This is a genomic window from Sorangiineae bacterium MSr12523, assembly GCA_037157775.1.
GTDB lineage: Bacteria > Myxococcota_A > Polyangia > Polyangiales > Polyangiaceae > Pendulispora > Pendulispora brunnea.
On the sequence record CP089982.1, the window covers coordinates 2,558,097 to 2,584,096 of the forward strand.

Below are 26,000 nucleotides of genomic sequence, written 5' to 3' on the forward strand. Positions count from 1 at the left end.
GCCGATTCTGGACGATGGATTCGGGACTGCGTTGGTGGCCTTCGAGGCCGATGGCGAACGAGCGCGGGTTTCGTCGCTTCGTTTTCGTGGGCCGATTGCCGAATACGGCGCTAAATTGTTCGAGCTGCACGAGCAAAGGTGTTTCGAATACGAGAACGGCCAGGCACCGCGGCCGCCGTGCCATGAATCCTGGTTCTTTCTGAATTTACCGCCCTGTTCGATGTCGCATGACACGTTCCGCGCCCCGCGATGCTCGAGCGCACGGTCGAAGCCCACGCATGCCGAAGATCCTTTTCTACAAGACTGGCGGGCCACGAAAGGGACATCGGGACCGCGTTTGGACGATATCCTGCAAGTGCGTTCCGACGGTCAGCCGGGGCGAGGAATCGTCTTTGGCGCAGGACGCAAGTCAGGAGGAGTGCCGAAGGATATTGCGGGGCTGGCGTCTCGATTGGCGTCACATCTTGGGGCAATGCAGCGGTTGCGTGGGCGGCGGCACGCCGGTGGCGATGCCATCCTCACGTCCGGCGGAAAGCTCATGGACGCCGCCGGGGACGCGACGGCGCGTGCATCGCGCGAAGCGCTGCAGCAGGCGGCGTGCCTGCTTGACCGAGCACGAGGAAAGTTGCGGCGTACCGATCCGGAAACCGCCCTTGCGCTTTGGGGAGCGATGGTGTCGGGGCGATGGACGCTCGTGGAGCAATTCGATCACGATGGCAAGCGATTCATGGTTGCGTATCGCAACGATGTTGCGTCTCCGTCTGCAACGTTTTGCAACCTTGGTCAACGCGAGCGTCAAGTCGCAACGCTTGCTGCCATGGGGCATTCGAACAAGCTAATTGCTTATGAGCTAGGGCTCTCGGTGTCCGCTGTTTCTGCCTACTTGACGCGGGCTGCCAAGAAGTTGGGCGTCGATTCGCGGGTTGCTTTGGTGCGCCTGCATCGAGATAGCCTGTTCCCGCTAACTTAGGCCACGACGCGTCTTCCACGTGGGGCCGATGAGTTCTTCATGGCTGGTGATATTCCGAAGCTTGCGGCGCCCAAGGCGCTCGAGGCATTCATGGGGACGGTGGGGGACGTGGACGTGCTCGTCTTTCGTTTTCCCATCGAGAACGATCGGTTGCCGCAAGGTCTCTCGGCCTCCGAGCGCGCGGTGATTCTTGGGGCGCTCGCCGGCAAGAGCAACGCCGAGATCGCACGCACCCGCAAGAGCGCTGCTCGCACCGTCGCGAATCAAATGGCCAGCGCGTTTCGAAAACTCGGCGTGTCCTCCCGGGGGGAATTGGCCGCGCGGATGCTTCACGGCTCATCGCGAGAAATGGGGGGCCGGCCATGAGACTTCGGGCGAAAGCGTATGAGCGAGGCCCACCACGAGCCTTGTTTCACTTCCACGACGAAGCCGGCGTCTTTAGGTCATCGTGCGACAACCTTGGACATGGACGATACGTCAAGCTCGACGCACGTAGGCGTCGGCCATCGATTCGAACCCGCCGCCCTCTTCGCGTAGCGCATTCGTGAGCTCGTTGCTGAGGGCCTCGAGCTCCGCCACCCGTTTGCCGGCCCGGGCAAGTGCGAACTTGCGCCACCAACGCCGGCGTGGATACGACTGGCCCAAAACGCTCATGGCCTTTCGCACGGCCTCCGCGGCGCGCGGCATGCCGATGGCGGCGAAGCCGGCTGCGGCTTCGGGAGCCAGCACGCCCGTCGAGTTGGAGAAAAATTGGAAGAAGCCGCCGTTGTTCACCTCGGATTGGCACCAATGGGCTGCGATCACGTGCCCTAGCTCCGGGGGTACTTTGGCGAAGTCGGTGAGAAATGGTTTCGGCCCATCGTAGATATTGACGTCATAGCGACCAATGGCCGCACGATATGCATCACCTGGATCGAGCCGAATCTCCCCCCGCTCGAAGAGCGATTGATCCTCCGCCGACAGCGCGGCCACGGCTTGGTCGTAGACCGCGCCCAGCAGAGGATCGTCGGGCGTGGTTGGATTCCAATCGCGCGGAGGCGGAGTGCGCATGAATGTTTCCCATATCTCCCTTTCGATTCTTCGATAGGGATCACGCAACGCCATCGTGAAGTGGTGGTGGAACGTGAAGGGTTCCCCGTGGCCAATCTTCTTCTCGATTTCCCCGGTGAAGATGTTCTTGCGATCGCGCATTTGATTGCGCATGTCGCGGTGTAGGTCGCGCAGGACCAAATCCCGGATCAGCTCCGGCATCTCGCGGCGCGCGAGCGCCTCCTGGACGGCAAGCCCCTCGAGCACGACGGCGGGCGGGCCACCGAGCCGGTCCGCCAACTCGTGCGTCGGCACCCCTGGATGCGCGCGCATGTAGTCCCATACCGAGGCATGACCCTGCTCGCGTACGAGCTCGCGTGCGTCGGCGGCAAAGTCGAGCTGTGGCATGTCGCTCAATCTAGCCAGATTCGCTCGCCGAACGTCAGCGTAATCGCATCTTCCAATCGCGATGCAAACCGCACCAATTCGTTCATGATGGCGCGGGGCACTTGTTGCGTTTGGGCCAAGTCTTTTTGATTCTCGGCCGGAAGTACGATTGCATACAAATTGCGATGGTATGCGCCTTTGACTTTGTATTCCGCTTCGCCCACGCCGCGCACCATGAGGACGTTGTGCGCGTCGGCGATGATGACGCCGGTGAAGGCCATGTCTTGCGGCACGGGGCGCTGCAAGAACACGGATAGGAATGCCAATGCCGTGGGAAGGCCGGCCGACAAGCCGCCCGATGGCTCGTCTTCCTTGGTGACTTTGTAGGTGTAATCGTAATCGAGAATATCGGTCGTCTTGTGCGGGAATCGCGATCGTGCGTATTCGCGCACCGCCAAGAACGTATTGCGCACGGCTTGCTGCATGTCCTTCGTCACATTGCCGAAGATGTCCTCGGCATGAAGGAAGCCGCCCTTGCCCGGGGCCACCGGCTTGCGGTCGACCCAAATCTGATGAATCAGTCCCTTGGCCTTGCCCACGAAATGGTACACGGCGGCGGCGAGCACGCGGCCAACGGGGCTGGCGTCGCGCTGCTCGGCCATTTGCAATGCGCGGCCCCGTTCGCGGTGGCGATCGGCTTCTTCCGCGGCGCCCTGAAGCTCGAGCAACAGGCTCAAAACCAGCCAAATGCGTGTACTGCGCGGTCGCACGTGGAGCACCGCCTCGAGACCCTCGCGCACGCGCTCGCCCAAGGGCGTTTGCGTCAACGCCGCGGAGATGCGCCCGTCGTAGGTGTGGTCCCAATGGGAAAGCAGGAACGAGATGACGTGATGGTCGTCCGGATCCTCTTTCAACGCGCTCAAAAATTCGTCCACCGCGACGTCGAAGCTGCCCCCGACGGCGTGCATATCGGCCATGTACTTCCGATCGAGCAGCTCCGTCGCGCTTTCGAAGTACGCGCGGGCGGCCTCCTCGTTGCCACTGAGGTAGTCGAACAGCGCACGCTCGCGCCCGGGGGCGAGCTCGGTCCCCGACTCCGTCGAAGGGCGGATGGACTTCAATCGCTCCAGCGGCACATAGCGATGGGCCGCGGCACGCGCAATTTCGCTCCGCGAAAGGCGGTGCATGCGCCGCTCGAACGCGATGAGAAAGGCGAGTTCGTGCTCTTCGGCCAGCGCGGTGTTGCCGATCTTTCGATGCAACGTCGCCAGGTGCGCCTGTGCGGAGAGCTTCTCGAAGCTTCGCGTGATGTATTGGTAAATGTGGACCGCTTTTTCCCACGCCGCCGGATCCGACGAGCGCTCGTACACGCGCGCGAGCGACAGCACCCGATCGGTGTCCGTCTCGAAGCCGCGCTCTTGCCCGAGACCCTCGAGCACGCTGCGCGCCGCATCGAGCTCCCCGGAGAGCTCGGCGATCCACGCTTTGGCCATGATGCACAGCTTGTACAGCTCGGGATCCTTGTTGCGGTGCCGAGCCGCGAGGCGATCGCAGGTGGCCTTCGCCTCGAGCGGCCGGCGCGCGAGCAGATGACGGAAGGCCTCCTCCAGCTCGAGCGGCGCCGTGGGGCTCTGCCCCATGGGAAACTGACCCAGCGCGAGGTAGTTGCCCGCGTGGCGCTCGGGATCGCGCGCGAGCTCGAGCAGCACCGCGAGGCGCATCAGCGTCAGCTCGTTGTGTTGCGAGCGCGCGTGAAGCTGCGCCCAACAAGCCACGGCCTCCGAGAGCTCGCCCTTGATGTGCTTGATCTTCGCGAAGAGATTGAGCGCAGTGAGGTCATCCGGCGCCTCTTCGAGTCGCGCCGCCACTTCATCTTCGGCTTCGCCGAGTTCGCCTAACGCAACGAGAAGCTTGGCATGTCGAAGACGCTTGTTCCCCGCGTCCGGGCTTAGCCGCATGTCTCAATCATCGTAGGCGCTTTTCGTGTGAGTACAAAGCTCTCTCATGGCCCAGCGGACCACATCTTCTTCGGTGCTGGCTCGTCGTTGTGCGTTGCAGATGGTACGGAAGTGAGGCGATACGGAGGCATTTCCAGCGCGGCGCAGCCGGCCCGTGCAGGATTCCGTTGCGCCGCCGATTGGAAGTTCGAAGCCCAGCGCCACCACCGCGCCGATGCGAGCGAGCGGACGCGCCGCAGCGCTTTCCACGACACGCCAGATCGCCTCCACCGGTAGCGCGGCGCCACGGTAATCGGAGGCAGCGCGGCCGCCGAGCGCACGGCATCGAGTGAACCACGTCGCGATGTCCTCGCCGGCGGTGGGTTCGAAGAGGGCAGCGTCTTGGGGCGGCGCGGCTTCTTTCCATGCGCGCCAGGCGCGGTCGAAGTGCTCCAGCACGTCGGTCTTCAACCCTTCCAAAAGGTGGGGCGGGAGCTGCACCCGCCGCCGGCCTCCGTGGCGCAGCACCCAGCCATCCGGCGTCATGCGCGCGGAGCGAACGTCGCGAAAGGGGATGACCGCCCAGCGGTGCCCCAGCGTCGACATCGTCTCGTTCACGCGGTGGGACTCGCTCGGCGGGAGAAGATCGGCGCGAAAGAGCAGCCCGTCCTCGAGGACCATCATCGGCTCCGTCTCGAGCCGCCCGCGACGGCGCCATGCAGGCCGTTCGTGCGCCTGCAGCAGGGCGAGGAGGAACACGATGAACAGCACGCCGAGGACGGTCATGGGCACCTACTCGAGCTACTCCAGCTGAATGAGCAACGAACGACGTTCCTCGAGGAAGGATGCCACGGCAACGAGCAGCGCGTCACACTCCGCGTTGCCGATGGGCAGGGACAGGGTCACCATGCCGCGCCGGGCTAGGTAGATGCCGCGGGCCAGCATGTCGAAGAAGAACAGCTCTTTCAGCGCGGGATTTCCAGCGGCCACGTCGGCGCCGCACCGCACCGGATTCGAGGTGAAATGCACGGTGAGGAGCGAGCCCAGGCCGGTGAAGAGCATCGGGACGCGCGCCTCGGTGCAAAGCCGGTTCAGCCGTGTGCGCAAAGCATCGCCGCGTATGTTGAGCTCGCGCACGATCTCGGGCGTGAGGACCTCGAGCGCGGCGAGGCCGGCGTTCATGGTGAGCACGTTGTTGTTGAACGTGCCCGCGTGCGGAAGCGCGTCCGGGCGGCGTGGATCGTAGAGGTCCATGAGGTCGCGCCGCCCGCCGAAGGCGCCGAAGGACATGCCGCCGCCGACGTATTTGCCCAAGGTCGTCAGGTCGGGGCGAATCCCGAGCTCGCTCTGCAGGCCGCCGGGCGCGAGGCGCGAGGTCATCACCTCGTCGAAAATGAGCAGCGCCCCGCAGCTCTGAGTTCGCGCGCGGAGCATCTCGAGAAACGCATGCTCCGCGGGGACGCACCCGCCGGCGCCGAGCATCGGCTCGACCAAGACGGCCGCGAGCTCGTCGCCGTGGGCATCGAACAGCGCCTCGGTGCCTGCGACGTCGTTGTAGGTGCCGACGACCCACGCGTGGGGCACGTTGATGGGCAGAACGCCGCGCGCGAACGAGAGCACGCTGCCGTGGTAGGCGCCGTCGAAGACGAGCACCTTGCTGCGGCCCGTGGCCACCTTGGCCGTGGCCAGCGCGAGCACGTTCGCCTCGGTGCCCGAGTTGGTGAAGCGCACCGCCTCGAGCGAAGGAAAGCGCGCGCACACGGCCGCGGCGAAGCGCGCTTCGACCATGTTGTGCCCGGACAAGAGAATGCCGTTGTCCAGCGCGTCTTTCACGGCCCGCGCGATGGCTGGATGCGAATGCCCGAACAGCCCCGCGGTGAACTCGCCGAGGAAATCGATGTACTCGTGCGCATCGGCATCCCAGATGCGACAGCCTTCACCGCGCGCGATGCCCAGAGGAAACGGCTCGAAGAAGAGCACCGTGCGCGTGTTGCCGCCCGGCATGACCTTGCACGCCGCCTCGTAGCGCGCGCGGCTCAGCGGGTTGGCATCGATGTAGGCTTGGCGCGCGGCAGCGACGTCGGCAAGGGCGGACATTCCGCCATTATGGCGCTTTGTCCTGCCGCGGGAGCCGCGGAAATGCGGCCACGAAGGCGCGATGAATGGCGACCGCATTCTGGTCGCGATCCGCGGGCAGCGGCGATGTGCCGAGAAGCTGCCCCGGGCGATACCCCGTCTCGAGCGAGTCGATCACGATGGTGCGCGGTTCCTCGGCGTGGAAAAAGATGCGCCAGTCTTTGTACGAGAGGCGAAAGCCGTTGCCGTGCTTCTTGATGCGCCGGTACGGGTGCGGCTGCGGACCCAGCGCCAACACCGAGTCGATGTGCGGCACCAAGTCGAGCCCATGGGTCTCTTTGAGCCACGTGACGTGAAGTCGCGCTTCCTCGCACCACACGACGGCGTAGGGGCCCACGGGATCGCGCACCTGGTCGAGCCAACCCGTGCGCGAGTCCGGGAACGCGTCGGCGTAGGGGACGTACGGCTTGATGTCGAGCACCGGCGTCTCGTCGACCATGTCGACGTCGAGGATGTGCAGCACGAGTCCTTCGGTGCGGACCAGGCGCACGCACGACAGGCCGATGGGGTTCGGCCGGTGCGGCGAGCGCGTGGCAAAGAGCCCGCGACGGCGCTCGCTTCGCGGCGGAAGCACCTTGGGGCGCCACCCCTCGGCCATGTGGAACCAGAAGAGCACCCAGAGTCGATCCATGCCCTCCAGATCGGTGAGCGCGTGCTCGTACTCGGGCAGAAGCTCGATGGTGCCAGGCACGTCCCGCGCGATCACGGCTTGCCGTGGCGCGTGCATCTTCTCCTTGAACGGCGTGCGCAAGACGCCGATGGGCGTCATTTGGATGGACGCGGTCATCCCATCTTGGTGCCGCAGCCCGAGCAGAATCGGCCGCCGGGCGGGGCTTCCGTGCCGCATTGATGGCAGAAGGCTTTCTTCGGCGCCGCCGTCGGCGCGCCGCAACCCGAGCAGAACTTCGCATTGGGCACGAGCCGCGCATTGCAGCGTCCGCACGCGGCAGCCTGCGGGTCAGTGAAGTTCTGCCCGCCGGTCTGATCGACCTCGCGCATCTTGTCGCGCAGTTGCTCGACGGCGACCTCGGCCTGCATGGCCGCGGCCTCCTCTTGCAAATCGGGCGCGCAGTCCTCGCACATGACGCGCTTTTCGTTCCAGCAGATCTCCGGGCAGACCCACTGGCCGCAGCGCGTGCACTGCCGGAAGCGCGGGGCGCATTCCGTGATGGCCTCTTTGAAGGCCTCGTCCCATGCTCCGCCGCGGAAGGCGTCCTTCGCGTGGTCGGCACCCCATGCGGCGTCTTTCACGATGCCGCCGAAGATCGAGCCGGCGGCGTGCAGAAGGGAAGCCGCCACGCCCAGGTTGTTCCCTTTGAAGGTGGAACGAAAGCCGTTCCCGCACTTGTCGCAGAAGAACTCGAACTGGAAGCCTTGGTCGTTCGAATGATCGCGGTAATTCTTGGTGAACGCTTGCGACGCCATGGGTTACTCCGATCGCAGCACGATACCAGAGATATTAAAACTCGGCCCGCACGAGGACGAACTTGTTGCAGACGTGCTTGTCGGTCACTTCCCGGTACGTGCGCGCCTGGACCTCGGACTTGAGGCCGCCGGTGCGGGAGTGCTCCGTGACGAAGTAGAAGACGCGAATGCCCTTGTCGCGTTGCTGCTTGATCCAGTTGGTGAAGTTGGAGCCCGAGGACACGAACGCGGGCACCTTGTTGCCCGTGTAGAAGTTCTCGCCCTTCCAATTCATCTGGTACGCAACGAGGGGTTCTTTGTCGTTCGCGCGGTTGTCGTAGTAGGCCTGGATGACCTCGTGCTGGCCCCAGTGCGGTGCCGTCTCGACCATGTACACGTCGAGCCCCCACACGGCGCAGAGCACGGCGAAGATGGTGAACGCCACCACCGCGTGCTGCCGGATTTTGCGCACCGCGAGCAAGAGCGAGAGCACCAGGGCGATGAGGCCGAGCGCGGTGAGGACCGCCGAAAAGTCGATGTCGTCGGGCCAGGGGCGTCGGTAGTTGTACGTGAAGAGCTGGAGCAGCCGGATCGCTCCGGGCTGATCGCTGCCCTCCTTGATGGCCAGATCGCGCCCGACGAGACCCAACACGAGGGCCGCGGCCACGGCCGCCGCACCCAGCATGAGCGCCTCGTGTTCGGTGCGCTCCTGCGGCGCCTTCTCCGAATCGGGCGGTGCGACCGCGTGCTCTTCCACCGGCGCGCTCGCATCGGGCGAGCCGGCCAACGGCGCCTCCGCCGCAGGGGCAGGGAAGATCCCTTTGGCAAACCACGCGGCCGCGAGCACGAGGCCGGCGATGGCCAAGGAGACGTGCACGCTTTGCGATTTGCCCCACACGGAGCCGTGGAAAGCCTGGGTGACCGCCACGATGCCGAGCAAGAGCACCCCCGCGAGTGCCGCGAAGTACACCGCACGGTTCGTGCGCGGTGCGATCTTCGCGTCGCCGATCATGTCGCTCAGCGCGATGCCGACGAGCATGGCCACCGGCGGTACGGCGGGGAAAATGTAGTGGTGGAACTTCGTCCCCATGAAGGAGAACAGCGCGAAGGAGAAGATGAACCACATCGCAAGGAAGACCGAGACGTCTCCCTTGCCGCGATCCGCCGAGTCGCTGCGGCGCACCCACCAGAGAAGGCCAAGCGGCGCGAGCCCCGTCCACGGGAAGAGCGCGTAGCCGAGCTGCCAGATGTAGAAGCGGAAGCTCGTGTCGTCGCCCTCGTTCGTGTCGTGCACGTGGTGCAGGGCGCGGTTGAACATGTCGTGGAAGATGAGACGATCCGTGAACGGCGACCCATGCCGCACGTACATGGCGACCCACCACGGGAGCACCACCGCCAGAATGATGAGCAAGCCGCTCAAGATCTCGAGCTTGAGCAACTCCGCCCAGTGCTTCTTCGTGCACACGTAGGCGAAGGCGCAGATCATCGGCAGGCCGAAGCCCGCGGGCCCCTTGGCCATGGTGGCCACGGCGGCGCAGTACCACGCCGCGAGGTAGTACATGCGCTTGGTGCGGCGCTCACCCCAGTTGATGTAGAGGAGCGTGCCCGTGATCACGCCCCAGAGCACCGCTTGCAGCGAGGGCTCGAAGGCGCCGAAGAATCGTATCAACGACGGCACCAGCCCGACCGGATTCGGCCCGACCGACTTGGGGATGCTCGCCGGATTCACGGTGTTGCAAGCTTCGTTGCCCGGCAGTCCGCAAACGCCGCCGCCGGAGCCGCTGCGGAAATGATCGAGGTGCGGATCGAATCCGATGGGGAACCAGCCGTGGAACGCGAGTTCGAGGTTGCGCGAGATCAGGTAGATGATCTGCGGCACCGCGCTGACGAGGATGACGCCGAAGACGAGATGCCAGCCGGTGAGGCGGAAGGTGCGCCATCCGACCTTCACCTCGTACGCGCGCAGGACGACGTCGTCGCTCGTGTGCAGGCCGAGCAAGAGCAGGCCCATGGCGGCGGTCATCGCGGCCACGAAGGGCATGTCGGTCATCGTCTGGTGCGCCAGGAAGTACCAGTCCGGCGTGGTGGCCAGCACGATGCCCCCGAGCAGGCCGGCGCGGCGGCCGAAGACCTTCGCGACACCCTTGTAGATCAGGTACATCGCGACCGCGGTCATGAGGAAATTGGGCGTGCGCACGACCCACTCGGGGTGCGCGACCGCATGGCCGCCTGCGCCGATGAGCATCTGGTCGGGCATGTAGCCCGTGCCGAGGGTGGCCATCGCGAGCGACTGGATCCAGAAGTTGAGCACCGGCTTGGAGAAGAACCAGCCGTCTTGGGCCCACCAGAGCGATATCCAATCGTCGCGCGCGAGGATTTCGCGCGCGACTTCGCCGTAGTGCGTTTCCCATGGATCCCAGAGCGAGTAGCTGCCGAGGCACGGCAGGTAGAGACCCGCCGCGGCGACCATGACCCAGAAGCCGTGCCGGCGAAGAACAGGGCGCTCTTCCCCGCGTTCGTCGAGCTTCCACGGGCCGAGCGCTTTGCCGAGTTCGAAGACGGCCACGACGAGCGCGATGAAGGCCGCTGTGACGAGAATGCCCCAGAGCCACTGTTTCGAGAGGCCGCTCTGGGCGCCCATGAGCGAGAGCCCGAACAAGAGCGACATCGCGCCGAACTGCACCAGCGGTCGCGTGAGCGCGCCGAGTGAAGTCCAATGCACGACCCGCTCGTCGGCGTCGTCGAAGGTGCCCAGCAGGTCCATCACGCCCCACGAGGCGACGGCCACGGCGAGGAATCCCAGGGGGACGCCCAGGCGGAATTGGCCATTGTGGGCCATGAAGACGAAGGCGACGAGGCTGCCCAATAGCGCGGTGATGCCGCCGCGGGTCCAGCGGAGTGGGTTGCCCTTGGCGAGGAGCGGCTCTTCGTCTTCCTCGTCGCCGTCCGGCTTGGCCTCGGCCTCTTCCGGCTTTTCTTCGGGCGTCTCCGGCTGCTCCGGCTCGCCTGTCTGGTCTTCCCGGGGAGGCGCCGGGATTTCCACGGCGGTCGCGGCATCGTCCGCCGGCGGCGGCTCGCCCGCGGCGGGTTTCTCGTCGTCGGCGATTTCTTGCTTGCTACTCATGAGGTTAAGCCCCCTCGTTGGGGGACACGACGATTACCATGGGGCCCATCCCTCAGTCACCCTGGCGTTGCACGCTGCGGGACAACCGCAAAATGGCCTGAAAGACGTCGTCCACGGCAGCCGGGTCGAGCCCTTGTTCCTCGGCCCAACGGCGCCGTTGGTTCAGCAGTTCGGCCTCGCGGCTGGCGTCGAGCACCCCGTGACCGAGCGCGCGTTTGGCGCGCCCCGCGCGTGCTGCCAGATCCGCGCGGCGCCGGAGCAGCACCAGGAGATCGCGGTCGAGCGAATCGATGTGCGCGCGTGCCTCGTGCAATTCCGGCGAGCGCGTGCCCAGATCCGGGATGGCCAGGGACTCCGGCGCCGTCGCCACCTCCGCGCTCGTCAGTTTCCGATCGGCATGCACCAGCGCCTCGATGAGGGCCTGGCGCACGTCGGCCGCGAACGGATTGTCCTGGTGCAAGGCGCGGTAAAGGTGCCCGGCGTCGGCGCGCACCGACTGCATCGTCCGCGCGAGCCCTTGGAACGACGGAGGCACGAACGGCGGCGGATCGTCCGCGAGCGCCTTGTCCGCATCGATGACGCCCTTGGCGATGAAGAACGCGAGCGCGTGCGTGCGCGCCATCGCGCGGTCGTGATCTTCGGCGCTCTGTTCGATGATGACGCAGCCGAGGCTCTCGTAAAAGTAGCGCGCGCGGCGTGCCGCCTCGGGATGCACCTCGTTCGGGCAGATGACCACGCGCAGCGGGCGCTCGGCCAAGGTGAGGCTCAAAGGCCCGAACAACGGGTGCGTCCCCACCCACGGAATTCGCGCCCCGAGGCCGCCTTCGAGGGCCGCCACCGGTCGAACTTTGACGCTGCCCACGTCGAGTACGAGTTGGTCGGGCGTCACGTGGGGCGCGATCTCCGCGACCGCCGCAGTCATCGCCGGCACGGGCACCGCCACGACGACCAAGTCGGCCCCCGCGACGAGCTCGGCGACGGAGTTCGCGCGCACGGCCTCGGGCACCTCCGTGTACGGGTCGTACGCGCGAAGGTGGAATCCCGCCTCCGTCACCAAATCGCCGAAGGCGCGTCCGAAGCGACCGTATCCGAGCAACGCGACGAGGGTCATGGCCTAGGCCTCGAGCTCGTCGGCCAGCGCGCGCGACGCCACGATGCGCTCGCGCGCCTCGGCCATGGCCTTGCGCTGGGCGTGCGCTTCCTCGACCACCTCTTTCGGCGCGCGATCGACGAAGCCGCTCGACTGCAGCCGCTTGTCGAGCCCCGCGAGGTCCTTGTCGAGGCGCTTGATCTCGCGATCGATGCGCGCCAGCTCCTTGTCCTTGGGCACGAGACCGCGCAGGCCGACCAGCACCTCCACGGTCCCGAGCTCACTCGGCACCACGGTGACCACCGTTCCTGCTTCGCGCGCATCCGCCGGCGCGAGGATCTTCGGGTCGTCCGCCGTCTTCACCAAGGTGCGAATCGCGGGCACGTGCCGCAGAATCGTCTCGGCCTGGGCCTGCGTCGCACGCAGCCAGACGGGCACCTTTTCGCCCGGCTTGATCTCGTGCTCGCTGCGCACGGTACGGGCCGCGCCGATGATGGCCTGCACCAGCGCCATCTCGCGCTCGACGGCTTCGTCGATGCGACCATCCGCCTCGGTGGGGTAGGGCGCCAGCGCCACCGAGACCGGGCGCGATGCCGGCTTGGGCACGCGCTGCCAGAGCTCCTCGGTCACGAACGGCATGAGCGGGTGCAAAAGCCGCAGCGAGCTCTCGAGCACGTGCGCGATCACGAGACGAGTCTCTTCTTGCTCGGCGGCATCGGCATTTCCACCTTGGAAGACGATCTTCGTCAATTCGACGTACCAATCGCAGAAATCATTCCAGAAGAACCGATAAAGCTCGTTGGCTGCTTCATCGATTCGAAATCCCTCGATCCCACGATTGGCCACGTTCGATGCCTGCGCCAGGCGCGACAGAATGTAGCGATTGTAAAAGCCTTTGGGTTGCGGCGTCCCTTCGGGCACGCGGTCGAGCCCCTTCAAATTCTCCAAGGAGAAGCGGGTCGCATTCCAAATCTTGTTGACGAAGAAGCGATATCCCTCGAGCCGCTTGAGCGCCAAATTGATTCGCTTGTTCGTCGGCGGGAAGGTGGCCAATGTAAAGCGCAACGCATCCGCGCCGAATGGCGGAAAGCCTTTGCCCATTTGCGCCGACGACGGATACGCCTTTTTGAACTTGGTGAGCGCCTCCTGCTCCGGCGCACCGGGCAGCGTCTTCTTCACCACCTCGACGAAGTCCGCACCGTGGATCAAATCCAGCGGGTCGATGACGTTGCCCTTCACCTTGCTCATCTTTTCGCCGGTCTCATCGACGATGAGTCCCGATAGAAGCACCCGCTTGAAGGGCACCTCTTTCATGAAGTGGAGCCCGAACATCATCATGCGGGCGACCCAGAAGAACAAAATGTCGTAACCGGTCTCGAGATCGCTCGCCGGATAGAACTTCTTCAGCGCGGGCGTCTGCTCCGGCCAGCCGAGCGTGGAGAACGGCCACAGCGCCGAGGAGAACCACGTGTCGAGCACGTCGGGATCCTGCGTCCACCCGGCCTCGGGCGTGCACTCTGCCGGCCGCTCGCGCGCGACGCGGATCTGTCCATTCGGGCCGTGCCAGGCGGGGATCTGATGGCCCCACCAGAGCTGACGCGACACGCACCAGTCCTGGATGTTCTCCAGGAAGTGGTCGTACGTCTTGATCCACTCTTCGGGGATGATCTCCGTCTTCGGCGGCTGCGTCTCGGTGCCGTGCACGGCTTCCAGCGCGGCCTTGGCCATGGCCTCCATCTTGAGGAACCACTGCGTGGAGATCATCGGCTCGACCACGCCGCCCGAGCGCTGACACTTGGGCAGGCTGAGCACGTGCGGCTTCGACCCGCGTGCGAGGCCCTTTTCATCGAGAGCCTTTTTGACGGCGTTGCGGGCCTTTTTGCGGTCCATCCCGGCAAAGGGACCGGCCTTGTCGTTCAAGGTGCCGTCGAGGTTGAAGATGTTGATCTCCTCGAGGCGATGCCGCTTGCCGGTGGCAAAGTCGTTGAAGTCGTGCGCGGGCGTGACCTTCACGGCGCCGGTGCCGAACTTGGGATCGACCAGAATGTCGTCGGTGATGACGGGCACGGTGCGCAGCAAGAAGGGGTGCTCGAGGCGCTTGCCGTGCAGGTGCGTGTAGCGCGGATCGGCCGGGTGCACGGCCACGGCGGTGTCGCCGAGCATCGTCTCGGGGCGGGTGGTGGCGACGACGATCTCCTCGTTTTCGCCCTCGACGCGGTAGGCGAATTGGAACAGCTCTCCCTGCGCGCCTTCCTCCGTCTCGACCTCGAGATCGCTCAGCGCCGTCTGGCACTCGGGGCACCAGTTGATGAGGCGCGTGGCGCGGTACATGAGGCCCTCTTCGTGCAGGCGCACGAAGGCCTCGCGCACGGCGCGGCCCATGTCCGCATCCATGGTGAACTTGGACCGGTCCCAATCGGGCGAGGCCCCGAGCTCGCGCTGCTGAACGGCAATGCGTCCGCCGCTCTCGGCCTTCCATTGCCAGATGCGCTGTTCGAAGGCTTCGCGCCCCAAATCGTGCCGGCTTTTGCCCTCGCGCTGGAGCTGCCGCTCGACCACGGTCTGCGTGGCAATGCCCGCGTGGTCCATGCCCGGCTGCCAGAGCGTGTTGTACCCGCGCATGCGATTCCAGCGAATCAGCGCATCCTCCAGGGTGCACCGCTGGGCGTGCCCCATATGAAGCGAGCCCGTCACATTGGGCGGCGGCATCGGTACGACGTATGCCGGGCGGGTGTCCGCCGGGTCATCGGTCGCCTTGAAAACCCCGTTCTTCTCCCAAAATGAGTACCAACGCCCCTCGACCTCCGCCGGATCGTAGCCTTTGTTCAAATCGGGGGACTTTTGCTCCTCGCTCATGCGCAGACGCATTACCACGAAGCGCGGGAGCCGGACATCCCGAGGAATCTCGGGCCATTCGCCCTTGCGGAAGGGGAGGGATCCGCCGCCTTTGCCCTTCCCGCGGGGTGTCCGGTTGGGCGGGCGATCTCGTCCTTGCGAAGAAGGGCCGGGGAGTCGACGTGAACGTGCACGGCGCCCGTCCGCGCGACGTTCCTAACAGGCGTGAGAGGAATTGTACTCGCGCCTATGAGGCACCCATCTCGATGATCGATCGCGAGGCCTTCGGAGAAATCGTTGCTCGCGTCGCCGCGCAGTTGCCCGAGAGCGGACTCACCGCACGCCGTGTGGCTGCCCCTGTCGTGGCGATTTTTCGCGAGCCCAACTTGCGTGAGGGAGCGCGGCATGCCGACGCGTCCGGAGGATCTCACCGGCCACGTCGAAGTGTTTCCAAATGCGATCACGCGCTCGCAGCGTGCGCGCGTTTGGGAACCGTCTGGTTACCGAGCTTGCGAGGCGTCTTTCGGCTTAGCTACACGCACGCTTGACTCGGAAAAATTTGCACGTTTCCGCGCGCCCGAAATGTGGGTTTTGCATCGGAACGATCGAGAGGCTCGAAAATGAGGGTGAGGGCTTTCGAGATCCAAACGTGCTCCCGCTGCAACGAATCCTTCAACGCGAGGACGTCGTTCGAACATCGCTGCGCATGCGATCGCCGGTGCACCGAATGCGGCCGTCGCGCATCGCGATTCGTGATCGACGTGGAGTCGCGCGAGGACGTTCCGATGTGCAGCAACTGCCTCGACCGCGGCAAAGACAGCGGCACCTTCCGAATTGCGAATTAGAATTAGCCCGTAAAAAGCTTCGACGCTTTGAGAAGCGTTTCGTACACGCCGTACGCGAGTGGAATGCCCACCAGCAGCCACGAGATCACCAGACGAGATTTGGGCGTCGAATGGCTCGAATGGCTCGAATGGGGGGTGTGAGCCGATGCCGTGGTCATGGTGCCACCTTCTTGAATTTGATCGGGGCCGAGCTCGGAGGAGCCTCGGCGTTGCTGCCGTCTTGGTAGCGCCCGTGAACGGGGCGGACGAAGAGATTGGCGACGAAGCCCACGCCCAGAATACCAACCATGACGAAAAGTGCAGGCTGATAATCCTGCGCAGTGAGCGCGCCGGGCTTACCTCGGCCCTCGATGATGGCGTTCACGATGAGCGGCCCCGCCACGCCGGCGCAGGACCATGCCGTGAGCAGACGGCCATGGATGGCGCCGACTTGAAACGTGCCGAAGAGATCTTTCAGGTACGCCGGAATGGTGGCAAAACCGCCGCCGTAGAACGAGAGGATGACGCCGGCGAGCGTGGCGAACAAAGCCGTCGAGTGCGCACCGACGGAGGCGAGCAGCGCGTACAGGACCATGCCCAGCCCGAGGTAGAGAATGTAAATGCGCTTGCGGCCGACGAGGTCCGAGGTGGAGGACCAGATGAAGCGCCCCGCCATGTTGCACATCGACAAGAGCCCGACGAAGCCGCCCGCGACCGCGGCCGATACGGTCGACGTCGGCGGGCCGCCTGAAGAAGCGGGCGCGCGGAAGAAGTCCTGAATCATCGGCGCCGCCTGCTCGAGAATGCCGATGCCTGCGGTGACGTTGCAGAAGAGCACCACCCAGAGCATCCAGAATTGCGGCGTGCGGATGGCATTCGCGGCGGAGATGTTCACCCCGGTCTGCAGCGGGACGTACTTCGCGGCGGAGTTGTTCTTGCGGTTCCCGATTTGGGTGCCCGGCGGAAGGCGCACGTTGAGAACGCCGAACATCATCACGCCGAAGTACGCGACGCCGAGCACGAGGAACGTCTTCATCACGGCCGCGCCGGAAGCCACGGCGGTGGGGCCAACCGTTGCCGGATCGAATGCCTGCATGAGCCGTACGGAGAGCGGCGAGGCAATGAGGGCGCCGCCGCCGAAGCCCATGATGGCCATGCCGGTGGCGAGGCCCGGCCGATCCGGGAACCACTTGATCAGCGTGGAGACGGGCGAGATGTACCCCACGCCGAGACCGATGCCTCCAATGACACCGTAGCCGAGGTACAAGAGCCACAGCTGCTTGGTGGCGATGCCGATGGAGCCGATGAGAAAGCCGCTAGCCCAGCAGCATGCGGACGTGAACATCGCCTTGCGCGGACCATTGCGCTCGACCCAGGTGCCCAAAAAGGCAGCCGACAAGCCGAGCATCACGATGGCAATGCTGAAGACCCATGCGATGGCGGTGAGGCTCGTGCCGAAGTGGACCTGCAGCGGGCGCTTGAAAACGCTGAAGGCGTAAACCTGCCCGATGCTCAAGTGAATGGCGAGGGCGGCCGGCGGAATGAGCCAGCGGCTGTATCCAGGTTCGGCAACGATCCGCTCCGCGTCGAGCACACCAGGCAACTGAGACATGGAACACCTCGTCAGCAGGGCATAGTGATGCAGGACTCGCCGGAGTTCAACAACATGGCGCTCGCCATTCATTCATGCGCCGCGTCCGCGACCTTGGATCAAGCCGCGCTGCTCCCGGATGAGAGCCTCGGCCATGAACTCGGTAAAGGCGCGGATGCGTGCCGTGCCGCGCAAGTCCTCGTGCGTCAGGATCCAGAGCTCGCTGGTGAGGTTGGCCAGGGGGCCGCGCACCCGCTCGAGCCCCGGTTCCGGATCGCCCAAGTAACAGGGGAGGGCGACGACGCCCAAGCCAGCCACCGCCGCGGTGCGCATCGCCACGAACGAATCGCAGCGCAGAACGTCGACGGCGTGCGGGAGTTCGCGGGCCATCCACTCGGCCACGGCGGTTTGCCCGAGGCTGTCATCGGGCGCGATCCAGAGGTGCCGCGCGAGATCCCGGGTACGGTGGTCGGCGAGGTACGACGGCGCCGCGTACAGCGCGAAGGCGATCTCCGCGATGCGTCGCCCGACCAGGTTTGCGTTTTCCGGAGGTCTGCCGCTCGGGCGGATGGCCACATCGGCGTCGCGTTTGCTCAAGCTCAGCACGGCATTCGACGTGGTGAGCTCCAGGTGCACGTCTGGGTGCTTGCGGCGAAAGGCGGCGAGATGCGGCGGCACGATGGAGACGGCGAGGGTGTCCGTGGTCGTGACGCGAACGCTGCCGGTGAGCCGAAGATCGCGCCCGGAGATGCGGCGCTCCACCGAGGTGGCCATCTCGTCCATCTGTTGGGCCGTGCGCATGAGCTCTTCGCCCGCCGCCGTGAGCACATAGCCTTTGGCGAGCCGCTCGAACAAGCGAACCCCGAGCCGCCGCTCGAACGCGTGCACCCGACGTAGCGCGGTGGTGTGGTTCACGCCCAGCGCCCGCGCGCCTGCCGCCAGGGAGCCCTTTTCGGCGACGCGGAGCACGAAGCGAAAATCGTCCCAGTCTGGTTTGGCGTGTGTACGTGCGGGTTTTTGCGCCGGCTTGCCCCTGTGCATCTACGCACAGTGATAGTGCATTTTCGCCGTCTCGTACGGCAGGGATGCACACATCACATTCCACGGCATGAACGACTGGAACCAGGAACGCCTCTCCGCGCTCGGCCCGACGGCCCTCCGCCTCGGACTCGCCGCAGTCTTTTTCGCGCATAGCTATGCGAAGCTCTTCGTCTTTACCCTGCCCGGCACGGCGCAATTCTTCGAGGCGCACGGCTTCCCAGGTTGGACGGCCTACCCCGTCACGGCTGCAGAGCTCTTGGGCGGCGTCGCCCTGCTCCTCGGCGTGCGCACCCGCATCGTCGCCGCCGCTCTCATCGCGGTGCTGCTCGGCGCACTGCGCGTGCACGCTCCCAATGGCTGGATGTTCAGCAACGCCGGCGGCGGATGGGAGTACGTGGCCTTCCTCATCGCCGCCCTTGGCGCGCAGGTACTTCTCGGTGGTGGCGCTTACGCGCTCCGATCCGCTAATCCCGCGTCAGACGCGCGATCTCTTCCTTGATCAAGGTCTCGGCGAGCTGGGGAACGACTTCCCACACCACGCGCTCCACGACGTCGCGCGAAAGCGCAAGGACCGCGTCGGCCTGCTGGGGGCTCAGTCCGAGCTCGCCCAACTTGCCCGCGAGGTGCCCATTCACGGCCGTGGCAACGGCCACGCTGCCGCTCGATGCGGCGACCGCCGGAGCCGCCGGCGAAGGAGCCGACGCGGCCTGAAACGGCTTCGCGGGGGAGGCGACCGGCGCATTCTGGGGCGCATCCTGCCCGAAGACCAACGTGGGCGAACGCGGCGACGGCCTGCCGCCACCGCCGGGAGACGCCGCGGCGGCGGCCGGCGCCTGCACGGGCGCGCGGGGCGGAGCGGCGGCAGCTGCGGGAACCGCGGGGGCCGAACCCGCGCCCACCGGCGTCGGAGCGGCAACGGGCACGCCGGCGGCTTCTTTCGCGGCGATGGCTTTCTTCACCTTGTCGATGAACTGCTGCGTATCGAAGGGCTTATCGATGAAGTCGTCCGCACCCGCATCCTTGCCGCGGGCGGCGTCGTACGGGTTGTAGCGGCTTGCGAGCAGCACGATGGCCGCCGCTGGAACGCGCGCACGCACGTCTTTGGCGAGGGCGTAGCCATCTTCGTTGGAAAGCACGGTGTCGATGACGACGACTTGCGGTTCTTCGTTCAACGCGGCGAAGGCGGCGTTCCGACCGTCGGCGGTGATCACGCGGTAATCTTCCCCGCTGAACGTGATCTCGAGAACCTTACGCATCGTGACGCTGTCATCGACAGCGAGCAGTGTCTTGGGCACGTGCTGCCTCCTCAAAAAGCCTGAAGATGCCTGAAGAATGAGTCTTCGAACGCGTACGATACAGCACCTGGACCTCGCCCATCCCAAAAAAAAGCGTTACAGACTTGCCGCCTGATGCGCGTACCCGACGACCTTTCCGGGAAACCACTCGACGCCGTCGTGCGGACCCTCTTCTCCCTGACCTGGGGGAAGGCGCGGTCGTGCATCGAGACCGGCAAAGTTCAGCTCGATGGTCAAACGGTGACCAACACCACGCGCCGCGTGCGGGCCGGGGTCGATGTCACTTTGCGCATGAGCGCTCCCCGGCCACAGCATACGAGGAGAGCCGATCTCGAAGCCGATCGCATCATCCATATCGATGCCCACGTCGTGGTGGTCAACAAGCCCGCGGGCATCAGCACCATCCCGTACGGTGACGAGGAAGACCCGGACACGCTCGACGCCAGGGTGCGCAATTATCTCTCGCGCCAACAAACGGAACGCGGTGGTGGCCGTCCGGCGCTGGGCATCGTGCATCGACTCGACAAGGAGACGTCGGGGCTCATCGTGTTCACGCGCACGTGGCTCGCGAAGAAGAGCCTCACCGACCAGTTTCGCGCGCACACCATCGGGCGCCGCTACCTCGCCATCGTGCACGGCGACCTACGGACCGCCCGCACCATCCGCTCCCACCTGGTCGCCGATCGCGGGGACGGGCTTCGCGGTTCGACGCAGCGCCCCGGGCAGCTCGAAAAGGGCGGGAGTTCTCCTCAGCTCGCCATCACGCACGTCGAACCCGTGGAAAAATTGCGCGGTGCGACCCTCGTGGCCTGCCGGCTCGAAACGGGGCGTACGCACCAGATTCGCATCCACTTGAGCGAGGCCGGACACCCCCTTTTGGGCGAGCGGGTCTACATCCGCGGTTTCCAAGGGGAAACCATTCCGGCCCCACGCCTCATGCTCCACGCGGCCGAATTGGGCTTCGTGCACCCCGCGTTGCAGCGGCCCATGTCCTTTACGCAGCCGCTCCCTCAGGACATCGAGGAAACACTCGCGCGCCTCGCCGTCGTTCCAAAATGAAATGACCGGGTAGGGTGCTAAGCTAGAGGCTCAGCGATGTCCGAGCTCAGCGCGCGTGCGAAGCAGATCCTCTATGCGGCGATCACCGAGTTCGTCGCGACGGGGGAACCCGTTGGGTCGCGAACACTCTCCAAAAAGTGCGGCATCGAGCTGTCACCGGCGAGCATTCGCAACGTCCTGTCCGACCTGGAGGAGGCTGGGTATCTGCAACAGCCGCACACCAGCGCCGGCCGCGTTCCGACGGATCGGGCCTTCCGTCTCTTCATCGACGCGTTGATGGAAGTGCGGGCCCTGTCGCAGGAGGAGCATGCCCGCATCAGGGCCCGCTTCGAGGAGATGACGCCGGGCCACAACATGATGCGCGAGACGGGGCGTTTTCTCTCCGAGCTGACCGGCGCCGTCGCCGTCGTCGTCAGCCCGCGCCTCGAAGCGCTCACGTTGAAGCAGCTGCGCTTTCTGCGAACCAACCCGGGCGAGCTGCTCGCCGTTCTGGTCATGTCGAACGGCTCCGTGCAGAACCGCTTCATCTCCGCGCAGGTCAGTGATGCGGAGCTCACGCGCATTCACAACTTGCTCGACGACGTGACCGACGGACGCACCCTCGGCGATCTGCGCGACTTCTTCGCGCGAAAGCTCGCCACGGAGCGCATCCAGCAGGACCAACTGCGCCGCCGCGCCTTCTCGCTCGCCGAGGCTGCGGTCAGCGAGACGCCGCCCACCGAAGCGGACGTGGTCATCGAGGGGCAGTCGAAGCTCTTCGACCGGCCCGAGTTCTCCGACGCGGCGGGCATGAAGCAGCTCGTCAGCGCCTTCGACGATCGGGAGCGCTTGCTGCGACTGCTCGACGCCACCATGGCGGCGAAGGGCCCCACGGTGATGGTCGGCCAGGAGGCAGGCGAGCTCGGCGGTGGTCAATTGGCCATCGTCCGGGCCCCCTTCCTGGACCACGGACGCACCGTCGGAACCATTGGAATCATCGGCCCAACCCGCATGGACTACCCCAAAGTGGTCCCCCTGGTGGAGGCGACCGCAAGCGCCATGACCGAGTACATGGATCGCTCCAGCGGCGGCGGAAGCGGCAGCGGCTCCATGAAATAAAACGGGCTCAGTTCCCCGTGCCAACTCAGTATACTGTTGGTAGCCAATGCGAACGGCACCCCCGGATCTTCCCGGCAGCCAGACCACAGATTCGCCCGTCGATCGGGCGCTTGCGCTGATGCTCGCCGACGAAGGGGAGGCCGCGTTGCGGTGGGCGGCCGCCGTGGTCGAGCACGATGTGACGCCGAGCGCGCTCATTCTCACGTGCCGTCTGCTGGCCGACGCCGGCCGCACGGAGGCCGCGACCGAAGGACTCGAGCTCGCCGTGAAGCAGGCCATCGATGCGGGCAACCTGCCGCTGGCCGTCGCGGCGGTGGCCGATCTTCGCCAATTGGGGCGGGCCGTCGATCGGTACTTCGACGAGATCGCCGCGTCGTTTTGCGTGGGTTCGTCGCGGCTGTCGGACATTTCGTCGCCGCCACCTCCGTTGCCGAACTTCGAGACCTTCCAGCCGATGAGTTCTTTTCTCGCCGGCCCGGCGCTCTTGTCCAAGGCGACCAGCATCGTGCACGGCGCACGTGAGCGCTACCAAAAGGGCCGCGAGCTACCGCCCATCGCGCCGCTCCCGTTCTTCAGCGCGCTGGAGATGGAAGGCCTGCGCGCGCTCATCGCCGCCTTCGAGATGATCACGGTGCCTGCGGGGCAGGCCGTCATCGTGGAGGGCGAGGAGGGCGCGGAAGCGTACATCGTCGCGCGCGGAGAGCTCGAAGTGCGGCGCAAGCCCCCGCCGGACGACGGCGGCGACGTGACGCTTGCACGCTTGGTCAATGGTTCGCTCTTCGGCGAGATGGCGCTGCTGTCACGAACGCCGCGCGCGGCCAGCGTGGTGGCGTGCCGCCCATCGATTCTGCTCGTCGCCCGCCGCGATGCCCTCGAAAAAGTCGCCCAGGCACGGCCCGACGTGGGCATCGAGCTCGCCGCACACTGCCGCCGGCGCATGGTGGCAAACCTGGTGCGCACCTCGCGCGTGCTCATCGACGTGCACCCGGATGCGCGGCCCGCGCTGGTGGAGCGCTTCGAGACGTGCGTCTTCGAAAAGGGCGAGAAACTCATCAGGGTAGGGGAAGAGGCGTCGGGCTTGCACCTCATTGCCTCGGGCGAGGTGGCCGTCGTCGGCTACGAACCGGGGGAGGAGCCGCTGGTCATCTCGACCTTGGGGGCGGGTGAGGTGGTCGGTGAGGTCGCGCTCGTTTTGCGTCGAAAGGCGGTCGCGGACGTCGTCGCGGTGCATCCAACCGTAACGCTGCACCTGCCGCGAGAAGACTTCATCTCCTTGATCAAGGACCACCCGGCCATTTTGGGGAGCCTTTATCTTTCGGCGATTCAGCGCGACGACGAGACGACGGCGGTGATTGCCAACGCGACGACCCGGGTGACAGACGATTACATTCTTGTATAACGCTGTCTAACCGGACCCCGGATGGCGCATCAACCTTCTTCACACCCGCACGCCTCGGATCACGACCACCACCACCACGGGCATCATCATCACGGTCCGCATGATCATCACGATCATCACGGCCATGATGATCATGGCGCCCCTGCGGCTTCGCCTTCTCCTTCGCCTTCGGGTGCTGGCGCGGCGAAGTTCACCGCGGCGGAAGCTCGCCAGGCGAAGAGGCTCGGGTTGGTGCTGGGCATCATCGGCGTCTTCTTCGTCTTCGAGCTTGCGGGGGCGATCGCCGCGCGAAGCCAGGTGCTCAAGGCCGATGCGCTCCATCTGCTGATGGACGTGTTGGCCATCTCGATGAGCATCGTGGCGATGAAGCTTGCGGTGCGCCGTCCGACCCCTCGCTTTACCTTCGGGCTGCGCCGCGCCGAGCCGGTGGCTGCGATTTTCAATGCGCTGCTCGTTCTCGTGGTCACCGTCGAAATCGTGCACGACGCCATCGAGCAGCTGCGCGGGGAAGGGGAGCCGCCGGCGGCGACGATCATGTTGCTCGTCTCGATGGGCGCGCTCGTGGTCAATGGCGTGAGCGCGTGGCTGCTTCACGACGTCATTGGTCATCACGGTCACGGGCACCATCATCACCACCACGATCACGATCACCACGGCCATGATCACGGCAAGGGACACGGCCTCAATTTGCGTGGTGCGAGGTTGCACCTGCTCGGCGATGCCCTCGGCTCGCTCGCGGCGTTGGTGGCGGCGGTGATCATTCGCCTGGGGGGCCCTCCGGCGGTGGATTCGGTGGCCAGCTTCCTCGTCGCGCTCATTCTCGTGTTGGGCGCCCTCGGTTTGCTTCGCGATGCGACCTTGGTGCTGCTCGAGGCCGCGCCGGTGCATCTACCGGTGGATGCCGTTCGCACGATCGTGCGCAATTTCCCCGGCGTGCACGAGGTTCACGACATGCACGTGTGGACCTTGGGCGCCGGCCACGATGCCCTCATCGTGCACGTGCGCTCCGACGGCGACGACCCCGAGTTCTCGACCCTGGCCAGCCGTTTGAGCAAGAAGCTCCGCGATGAGTTCTCCTGCGAGTACGTCACGGTCCAAGTCGAGAAGACGGACGCGTCGTGCGACGCGCCCTCCCTCTCGGATTCCGACTCGAGCTCGGACGACTGACCGAGCGCCTCTACTTGCAGGTGCCGTCGATGCAGGTCTGCGGCGAGGGGCACGACTGCGAGCACTGCAGGTGGCAGATCTTGTCGTTGCCGCAGTACGCGAGCCGCGCGTCGATCAGGCGGCACGTGTCGGTGGTCTCGCAGCGGTATCGGCAGAAGCCATCGACGCAGGACTGGTTCGTGCGGCACTTCGACAAGTCCGTGGCTGTGCAGTTGGGCTTGGGGCCCGTATCCGGAACGCACGCCCCGCCCGGATCGCAAACCTGGCCGTCGGGGCACTTGGGGTTGGCCGGATCGCAGGCGGGGACGCACCGGCCGCCGCGGCACTTCGGTGTTGCCCCGGCCTCGCTGCAGTCCTTGTCCTCATCGCACTGCGGCTTGCCCGGCTCGGGCTGGCAGACGCCTTTGACGCACTTGTAGCCGTTGCCGCAGGTGTTGCCCGCGTCTTCGTTGCATGTCGGCAGGCACTGGCCGTTCACGCACGACTTGCCGTTCGGGCAATCGCTGGGGAACTCGCACTGGGGCGTCCCGCTGTCCTTGCCCGAGTCGACGGTGGTGCTCGAGTCGTTCTTGCCGGCGTCGTAGGAGCCGCCGCCCCCCGACGGTCCGCAGCCGAAGCCGTCGCAATCCGAATCGGAGTCGCTACAGCCGCCCGCCCATAGGACCGTGCCGAGCACCATCACGAACGAGGCTACCCCCGACAGTCGACCCAGCTTTTGCCAACCACGACGATCCATTTTCGACGGCGCCTCCGGCAAGGACCAAAAGTTTGCTTCCTAGTATCCACACCCCGTGCCATCTCGCAAAGCTCGCCACATGATGAGATTTCTCGGGGAATTCGCGTATCGCACCCTCCCCACCGTGACCTGTGTACGACGTTCTTGCCGGTGCGGGTGTAGCCGGCCGTTTACGCCCTACCCTGGTACCGGAACTTCACGCGTTTCGCCTTGGCTCGAGCGCTTCCCGCGTTTGCTGCCTTGACCTCTTGCTTATCCTTAGGTACGCGGGTTTCCCATGAAATTGTTTCCCCAAGTCTTCGCGGCATGGCTCGCGGCCAGTCTGTTCCTCCTGGGCTTCGACGCACGCGCGGAGATGAAGGTCGCCGTCGTCGACGTTCAACGCGCGGTCATGCAGACCGAAGATGGCCTGCGCGCCCAGGCGTCCTTGAAAAAGATCTTCGACAGCAAGCAGCAAGAGCTGAACAAGAAGCAGAACGAGCTGCAGAAGCAGCGTGAAGACCTCGAGAAGCAGCAGAAGGTCCTCTCGAAGGAAGCCTTCCAGAAGCGCGTCGAGGACTGGCAGAAGGCGATGGTCGAGCTTCAGTCCGTGTTCGTCGAGTACAACAAGGACCTGGAGAAGCGGCAGAAGGAGTTCACCGACCCCATCGTCGAGAAGATCATGGCCATCGTGAAGCGCATTGCGTCGACCGAGGGTTTCGACATCGTGGTCGACAAGCAAGCCGTCGCCTACATGCGTGCAGATCTCGACCTGACCGACCGCGCCATTCAGGCGTACAACAGCGGTGGCGGCGGCGCAGCGGCCAAGGCTCCGGCAGCGCCCGCACCGAAGAAGTAAGCTCCTGCCACCTGTAGTTTCTCAGTGGGGTCTCGCGTTC

22 protein-coding genes are annotated in these 26,000 nt (G+C 65.4%); 8 read left to right on the top strand and 14 right to left on the bottom strand.

Annotated elements, in window-relative coordinates; genetic code table 11:
• Nucleotides 1-538: 538 nt before the first annotated feature.
• Together LZC95_10375 and LZC95_10380 are read left to right on the top strand one after the other, a co-directional pair.
• Entirely contained in the window at nt 539-970 is a 432-nt protein-coding gene (locus LZC95_10375; protein ID WXA97240.1) for a LuxR C-terminal-related transcriptional regulator, read from the top strand.
• Nucleotides 971-1,009: 39 nt separating this feature from the next.
• Nucleotides 1,010-1,336, top strand: coding sequence for a helix-turn-helix transcriptional regulator (locus LZC95_10380; GenBank protein ID WXA97241.1), 327 nt, complete (start codon nt 1,010-1,012; stop codon nt 1,334-1,336).
• A gap of 111 nt (nt 1,337-1,447) precedes the next feature.
• On the opposite strand, the gene LZC95_10385 is transcribed toward LZC95_10380, so the two are convergent.
• The 12 genes from LZC95_10385 to LZC95_10440 all read right to left on the bottom strand — a co-directional run bounded on the left by LZC95_10385 (nt 1,448) and on the right by LZC95_10440 (nt 18,296).
• On the bottom strand, nt 1,448-2,407 hold the full coding sequence (locus LZC95_10385) for a DMP19 family protein (GenBank protein WXA97242.1): 960 nt from the start codon (nt 2,405-2,407) through the stop codon (nt 1,448-1,450).
• A gap of 5 nt (nt 2,408-2,412) precedes the next feature.
• Entirely contained in the window at nt 2,413-4,344 is a 1,932-nt protein-coding gene (locus LZC95_10390) for a hypothetical protein (protein WXA97243.1), read from the bottom strand.
• 3 nt (nt 4,345-4,347) lie between these two features.
• A complete protein-coding gene (locus LZC95_10395) occupies nt 4,348-5,109 on the bottom strand; it encodes a hypothetical protein (GenBank protein ID WXA97244.1) in 762 nt (253 codons plus the stop codon).
• Nucleotides 5,110-5,124: 15 nt separating this feature from the next.
• Nucleotides 5,125-6,420 carry an aspartate aminotransferase family protein gene (locus LZC95_10400; GenBank protein ID WXA97245.1) on the bottom strand — a complete coding sequence of 432 codons (1,296 nt, stop codon included), beginning with the start codon at nt 6,418-6,420 and terminating at the stop codon, nt 5,125-5,127.
• 7 nt (nt 6,421-6,427) lie between these two features.
• Complete coding sequence (tsaA, locus tag LZC95_10405; protein ID WXA97246.1) at nt 6,428-7,246, bottom strand: tRNA (N6-threonylcarbamoyladenosine(37)-N6)-methyltransferase TrmO; 819 nt, start codon at nt 7,244-7,246, stop codon at nt 6,428-6,430.
• Entirely contained in the window at nt 7,243-7,884 is a 642-nt protein-coding gene (locus LZC95_10410; GenBank protein ID WXA97247.1) for a zinc ribbon domain-containing protein, read from the bottom strand. The genes tsaA and LZC95_10410 overlap by 4 nt, the downstream gene beginning before the upstream one ends.
• Nucleotides 7,885-7,918: 34 nt before the next feature.
• Nucleotides 7,919-10,987 (bottom strand): glycosyltransferase family 39 protein, encoded by a 3,069-nt coding sequence (locus LZC95_10415; GenBank protein WXA97248.1) that lies wholly within the window; start codon nt 10,985-10,987, stop codon nt 7,919-7,921.
• 52 nt (nt 10,988-11,039) lie between these two features.
• The gene (locus LZC95_10420; protein WXA97249.1) at nt 11,040-12,098 is read right to left on the bottom strand and encodes a prephenate dehydrogenase/arogenate dehydrogenase family protein; all 1,059 of its coding nucleotides are present in this window, start codon (nt 12,096-12,098) and stop codon (nt 11,040-11,042) included.
• A 3-nt stretch (nt 12,099-12,101) separates the two neighbouring features.
• Nucleotides 12,102-14,933, bottom strand: coding sequence for a valine--tRNA ligase (locus LZC95_10425; GenBank protein WXA97250.1), 2,832 nt, complete (start codon nt 14,931-14,933; stop codon nt 12,102-12,104).
• Between the two features lie 826 nt (nt 14,934-15,759).
• Nucleotides 15,760-15,915, bottom strand: a complete 156-nt coding sequence (locus tag LZC95_10430; protein WXA97251.1) for a hypothetical protein — start codon at nt 15,913-15,915, stop codon at nt 15,760-15,762.
• Complete coding sequence (locus tag LZC95_10435) at nt 15,912-17,348, bottom strand: OFA family MFS transporter (protein ID WXA97252.1); 1,437 nt, start codon at nt 17,346-17,348, stop codon at nt 15,912-15,914. Before LZC95_10435 ends, LZC95_10430 begins: the two co-directional genes overlap by 4 nt.
• A 72-nt stretch (nt 17,349-17,420) precedes the next feature.
• Nucleotides 17,421-18,296 (bottom strand): LysR family transcriptional regulator, encoded by an 876-nt coding sequence (locus LZC95_10440; GenBank protein WXA97253.1) that lies wholly within the window; start codon nt 18,294-18,296, stop codon nt 17,421-17,423.
• A gap of 139 nt (nt 18,297-18,435) precedes the next feature.
• Here LZC95_10440 and LZC95_10445 point away from each other — a divergent pair, with 139 nt between their 5' ends.
• Entirely contained in the window at nt 18,436-18,867 is a 432-nt protein-coding gene (locus LZC95_10445; GenBank protein ID WXA97254.1) for a DoxX family protein, read from the top strand.
• On the opposite strand, the gene LZC95_10450 is transcribed toward LZC95_10445, so the two are convergent.
• Entirely contained in the window at nt 18,833-19,663 is an 831-nt protein-coding gene (locus tag LZC95_10450) for a response regulator (GenBank protein ID WXA97255.1), read from the bottom strand. The two genes, LZC95_10445 and LZC95_10450, sit on opposite strands and share 35 nt — an antisense overlap.
• Nucleotides 19,664-19,777: 114 nt before the next feature.
• On the opposite strand from LZC95_10450, the gene LZC95_10455 reads away from it, so the two are divergent.
• The 4 genes from LZC95_10455 (at nt 19,778) to LZC95_10470 (ending at nt 24,386) form a co-directional block, all read left to right on the top strand.
• Entirely contained in the window at nt 19,778-20,722 is a 945-nt protein-coding gene (locus LZC95_10455) for an RluA family pseudouridine synthase (GenBank protein WXA97256.1), read from the top strand.
• Nucleotides 20,723-20,758: 36 nt separating this feature from the next.
• Nucleotides 20,759-21,820 (top strand): heat-inducible transcriptional repressor HrcA, encoded by a 1,062-nt coding sequence (gene hrcA / locus LZC95_10460; protein WXA97257.1) that lies wholly within the window; start codon nt 20,759-20,761, stop codon nt 21,818-21,820.
• Nucleotides 21,821-21,866: 46 nt separating this feature from the next.
• Nucleotides 21,867-23,219 (top strand): cyclic nucleotide-binding domain-containing protein, encoded by a 1,353-nt coding sequence (locus LZC95_10465; GenBank protein WXA97258.1) that lies wholly within the window; start codon nt 21,867-21,869, stop codon nt 23,217-23,219.
• A gap of 231 nt (nt 23,220-23,450) precedes the next feature.
• Nucleotides 23,451-24,386, top strand: a complete 936-nt coding sequence (locus tag LZC95_10470; protein WXA97259.1) for a cation diffusion facilitator family transporter — start codon at nt 23,451-23,453, stop codon at nt 24,384-24,386.
• 10 nt (nt 24,387-24,396) lie between these two features.
• Here LZC95_10470 and LZC95_10475 read toward each other — a convergent pair whose 3' ends face one another.
• Complete coding sequence (locus tag LZC95_10475; protein ID WXA97260.1) at nt 24,397-25,122, bottom strand: hypothetical protein; 726 nt, start codon at nt 25,120-25,122, stop codon at nt 24,397-24,399.
• A 277-nt stretch (nt 25,123-25,399) separates the two neighbouring features.
• Between LZC95_10475 and LZC95_10480 the strand changes: the two genes are divergently transcribed.
• Nucleotides 25,400-25,960, top strand: coding sequence for an OmpH family outer membrane protein (locus LZC95_10480; protein ID WXA97261.1), 561 nt, complete (start codon nt 25,400-25,402; stop codon nt 25,958-25,960).
• Nucleotides 25,961-26,000: the final 40 nt, after the last annotated feature.

Coding starts and splice junctions, on each gene's coding strand:
- LZC95_10375 (WXA97240.1), top strand. CDS start 539: ATGGACGCCGCCGGGGACGCGACGGCGCGTGCATCGCGCGAAGCGCTG.
- LZC95_10380 (WXA97241.1), top strand. CDS start 1,010: ATGGCTGGTGATATTCCGAAGCTTGCGGCGCCCAAGGCGCTCGAGGCA.
- LZC95_10385 (WXA97242.1), bottom strand. CDS start 2,407: ATGCCACAGCTCGACTTTGCCGCCGACGCACGCGAGCTCGTACGCGAG.
- LZC95_10390 (WXA97243.1), bottom strand. CDS start 4,344: ATGCGGCTAAGCCCGGACGCGGGGAACAAGCGTCTTCGACATGCCAAG.
- LZC95_10395 (WXA97244.1), bottom strand. CDS start 5,109: ATGACCGTCCTCGGCGTGCTGTTCATCGTGTTCCTCCTCGCCCTGCTG.
- LZC95_10400 (WXA97245.1), bottom strand. CDS start 6,420: ATGTCCGCCCTTGCCGACGTCGCTGCCGCGCGCCAAGCCTACATCGAT.
- tsaA (WXA97246.1), bottom strand. CDS start 7,246: ATGACCGCGTCCATCCAAATGACGCCCATCGGCGTCTTGCGCACGCCG.
- LZC95_10410 (WXA97247.1), bottom strand. CDS start 7,884: ATGGCGTCGCAAGCGTTCACCAAGAATTACCGCGATCATTCGAACGAC.
- LZC95_10415 (WXA97248.1), bottom strand. CDS start 10,987: ATGAGTAGCAAGCAAGAAATCGCCGACGACGAGAAACCCGCCGCGGGC.
- LZC95_10420 (WXA97249.1), bottom strand. CDS start 12,098: ATGACCCTCGTCGCGTTGCTCGGATACGGTCGCTTCGGACGCGCCTTC.
- LZC95_10425 (WXA97250.1), bottom strand. CDS start 14,933: ATGAGCGAGGAGCAAAAGTCCCCCGATTTGAACAAAGGCTACGATCCG.
- LZC95_10430 (WXA97251.1), bottom strand. CDS start 15,915: ATGACCACGGCATCGGCTCACACCCCCCATTCGAGCCATTCGAGCCAT.
- LZC95_10435 (WXA97252.1), bottom strand. CDS start 17,348: ATGTCTCAGTTGCCTGGTGTGCTCGACGCGGAGCGGATCGTTGCCGAA.
- LZC95_10445 (WXA97254.1), top strand. CDS start 18,436: ATGAACGACTGGAACCAGGAACGCCTCTCCGCGCTCGGCCCGACGGCC.
- LZC95_10455 (WXA97256.1), top strand. CDS start 19,778: ATGCGCGTACCCGACGACCTTTCCGGGAAACCACTCGACGCCGTCGTG.
- hrcA (WXA97257.1), top strand. CDS start 20,759: ATGTCCGAGCTCAGCGCGCGTGCGAAGCAGATCCTCTATGCGGCGATC.
- LZC95_10465 (WXA97258.1), top strand. CDS start 21,867: ATGCGAACGGCACCCCCGGATCTTCCCGGCAGCCAGACCACAGATTCG.
- LZC95_10475 (WXA97260.1), bottom strand. CDS start 25,122: ATGGATCGTCGTGGTTGGCAAAAGCTGGGTCGACTGTCGGGGGTAGCC.
- LZC95_10480 (WXA97261.1), top strand. CDS start 25,400: ATGAAATTGTTTCCCCAAGTCTTCGCGGCATGGCTCGCGGCCAGTCTG.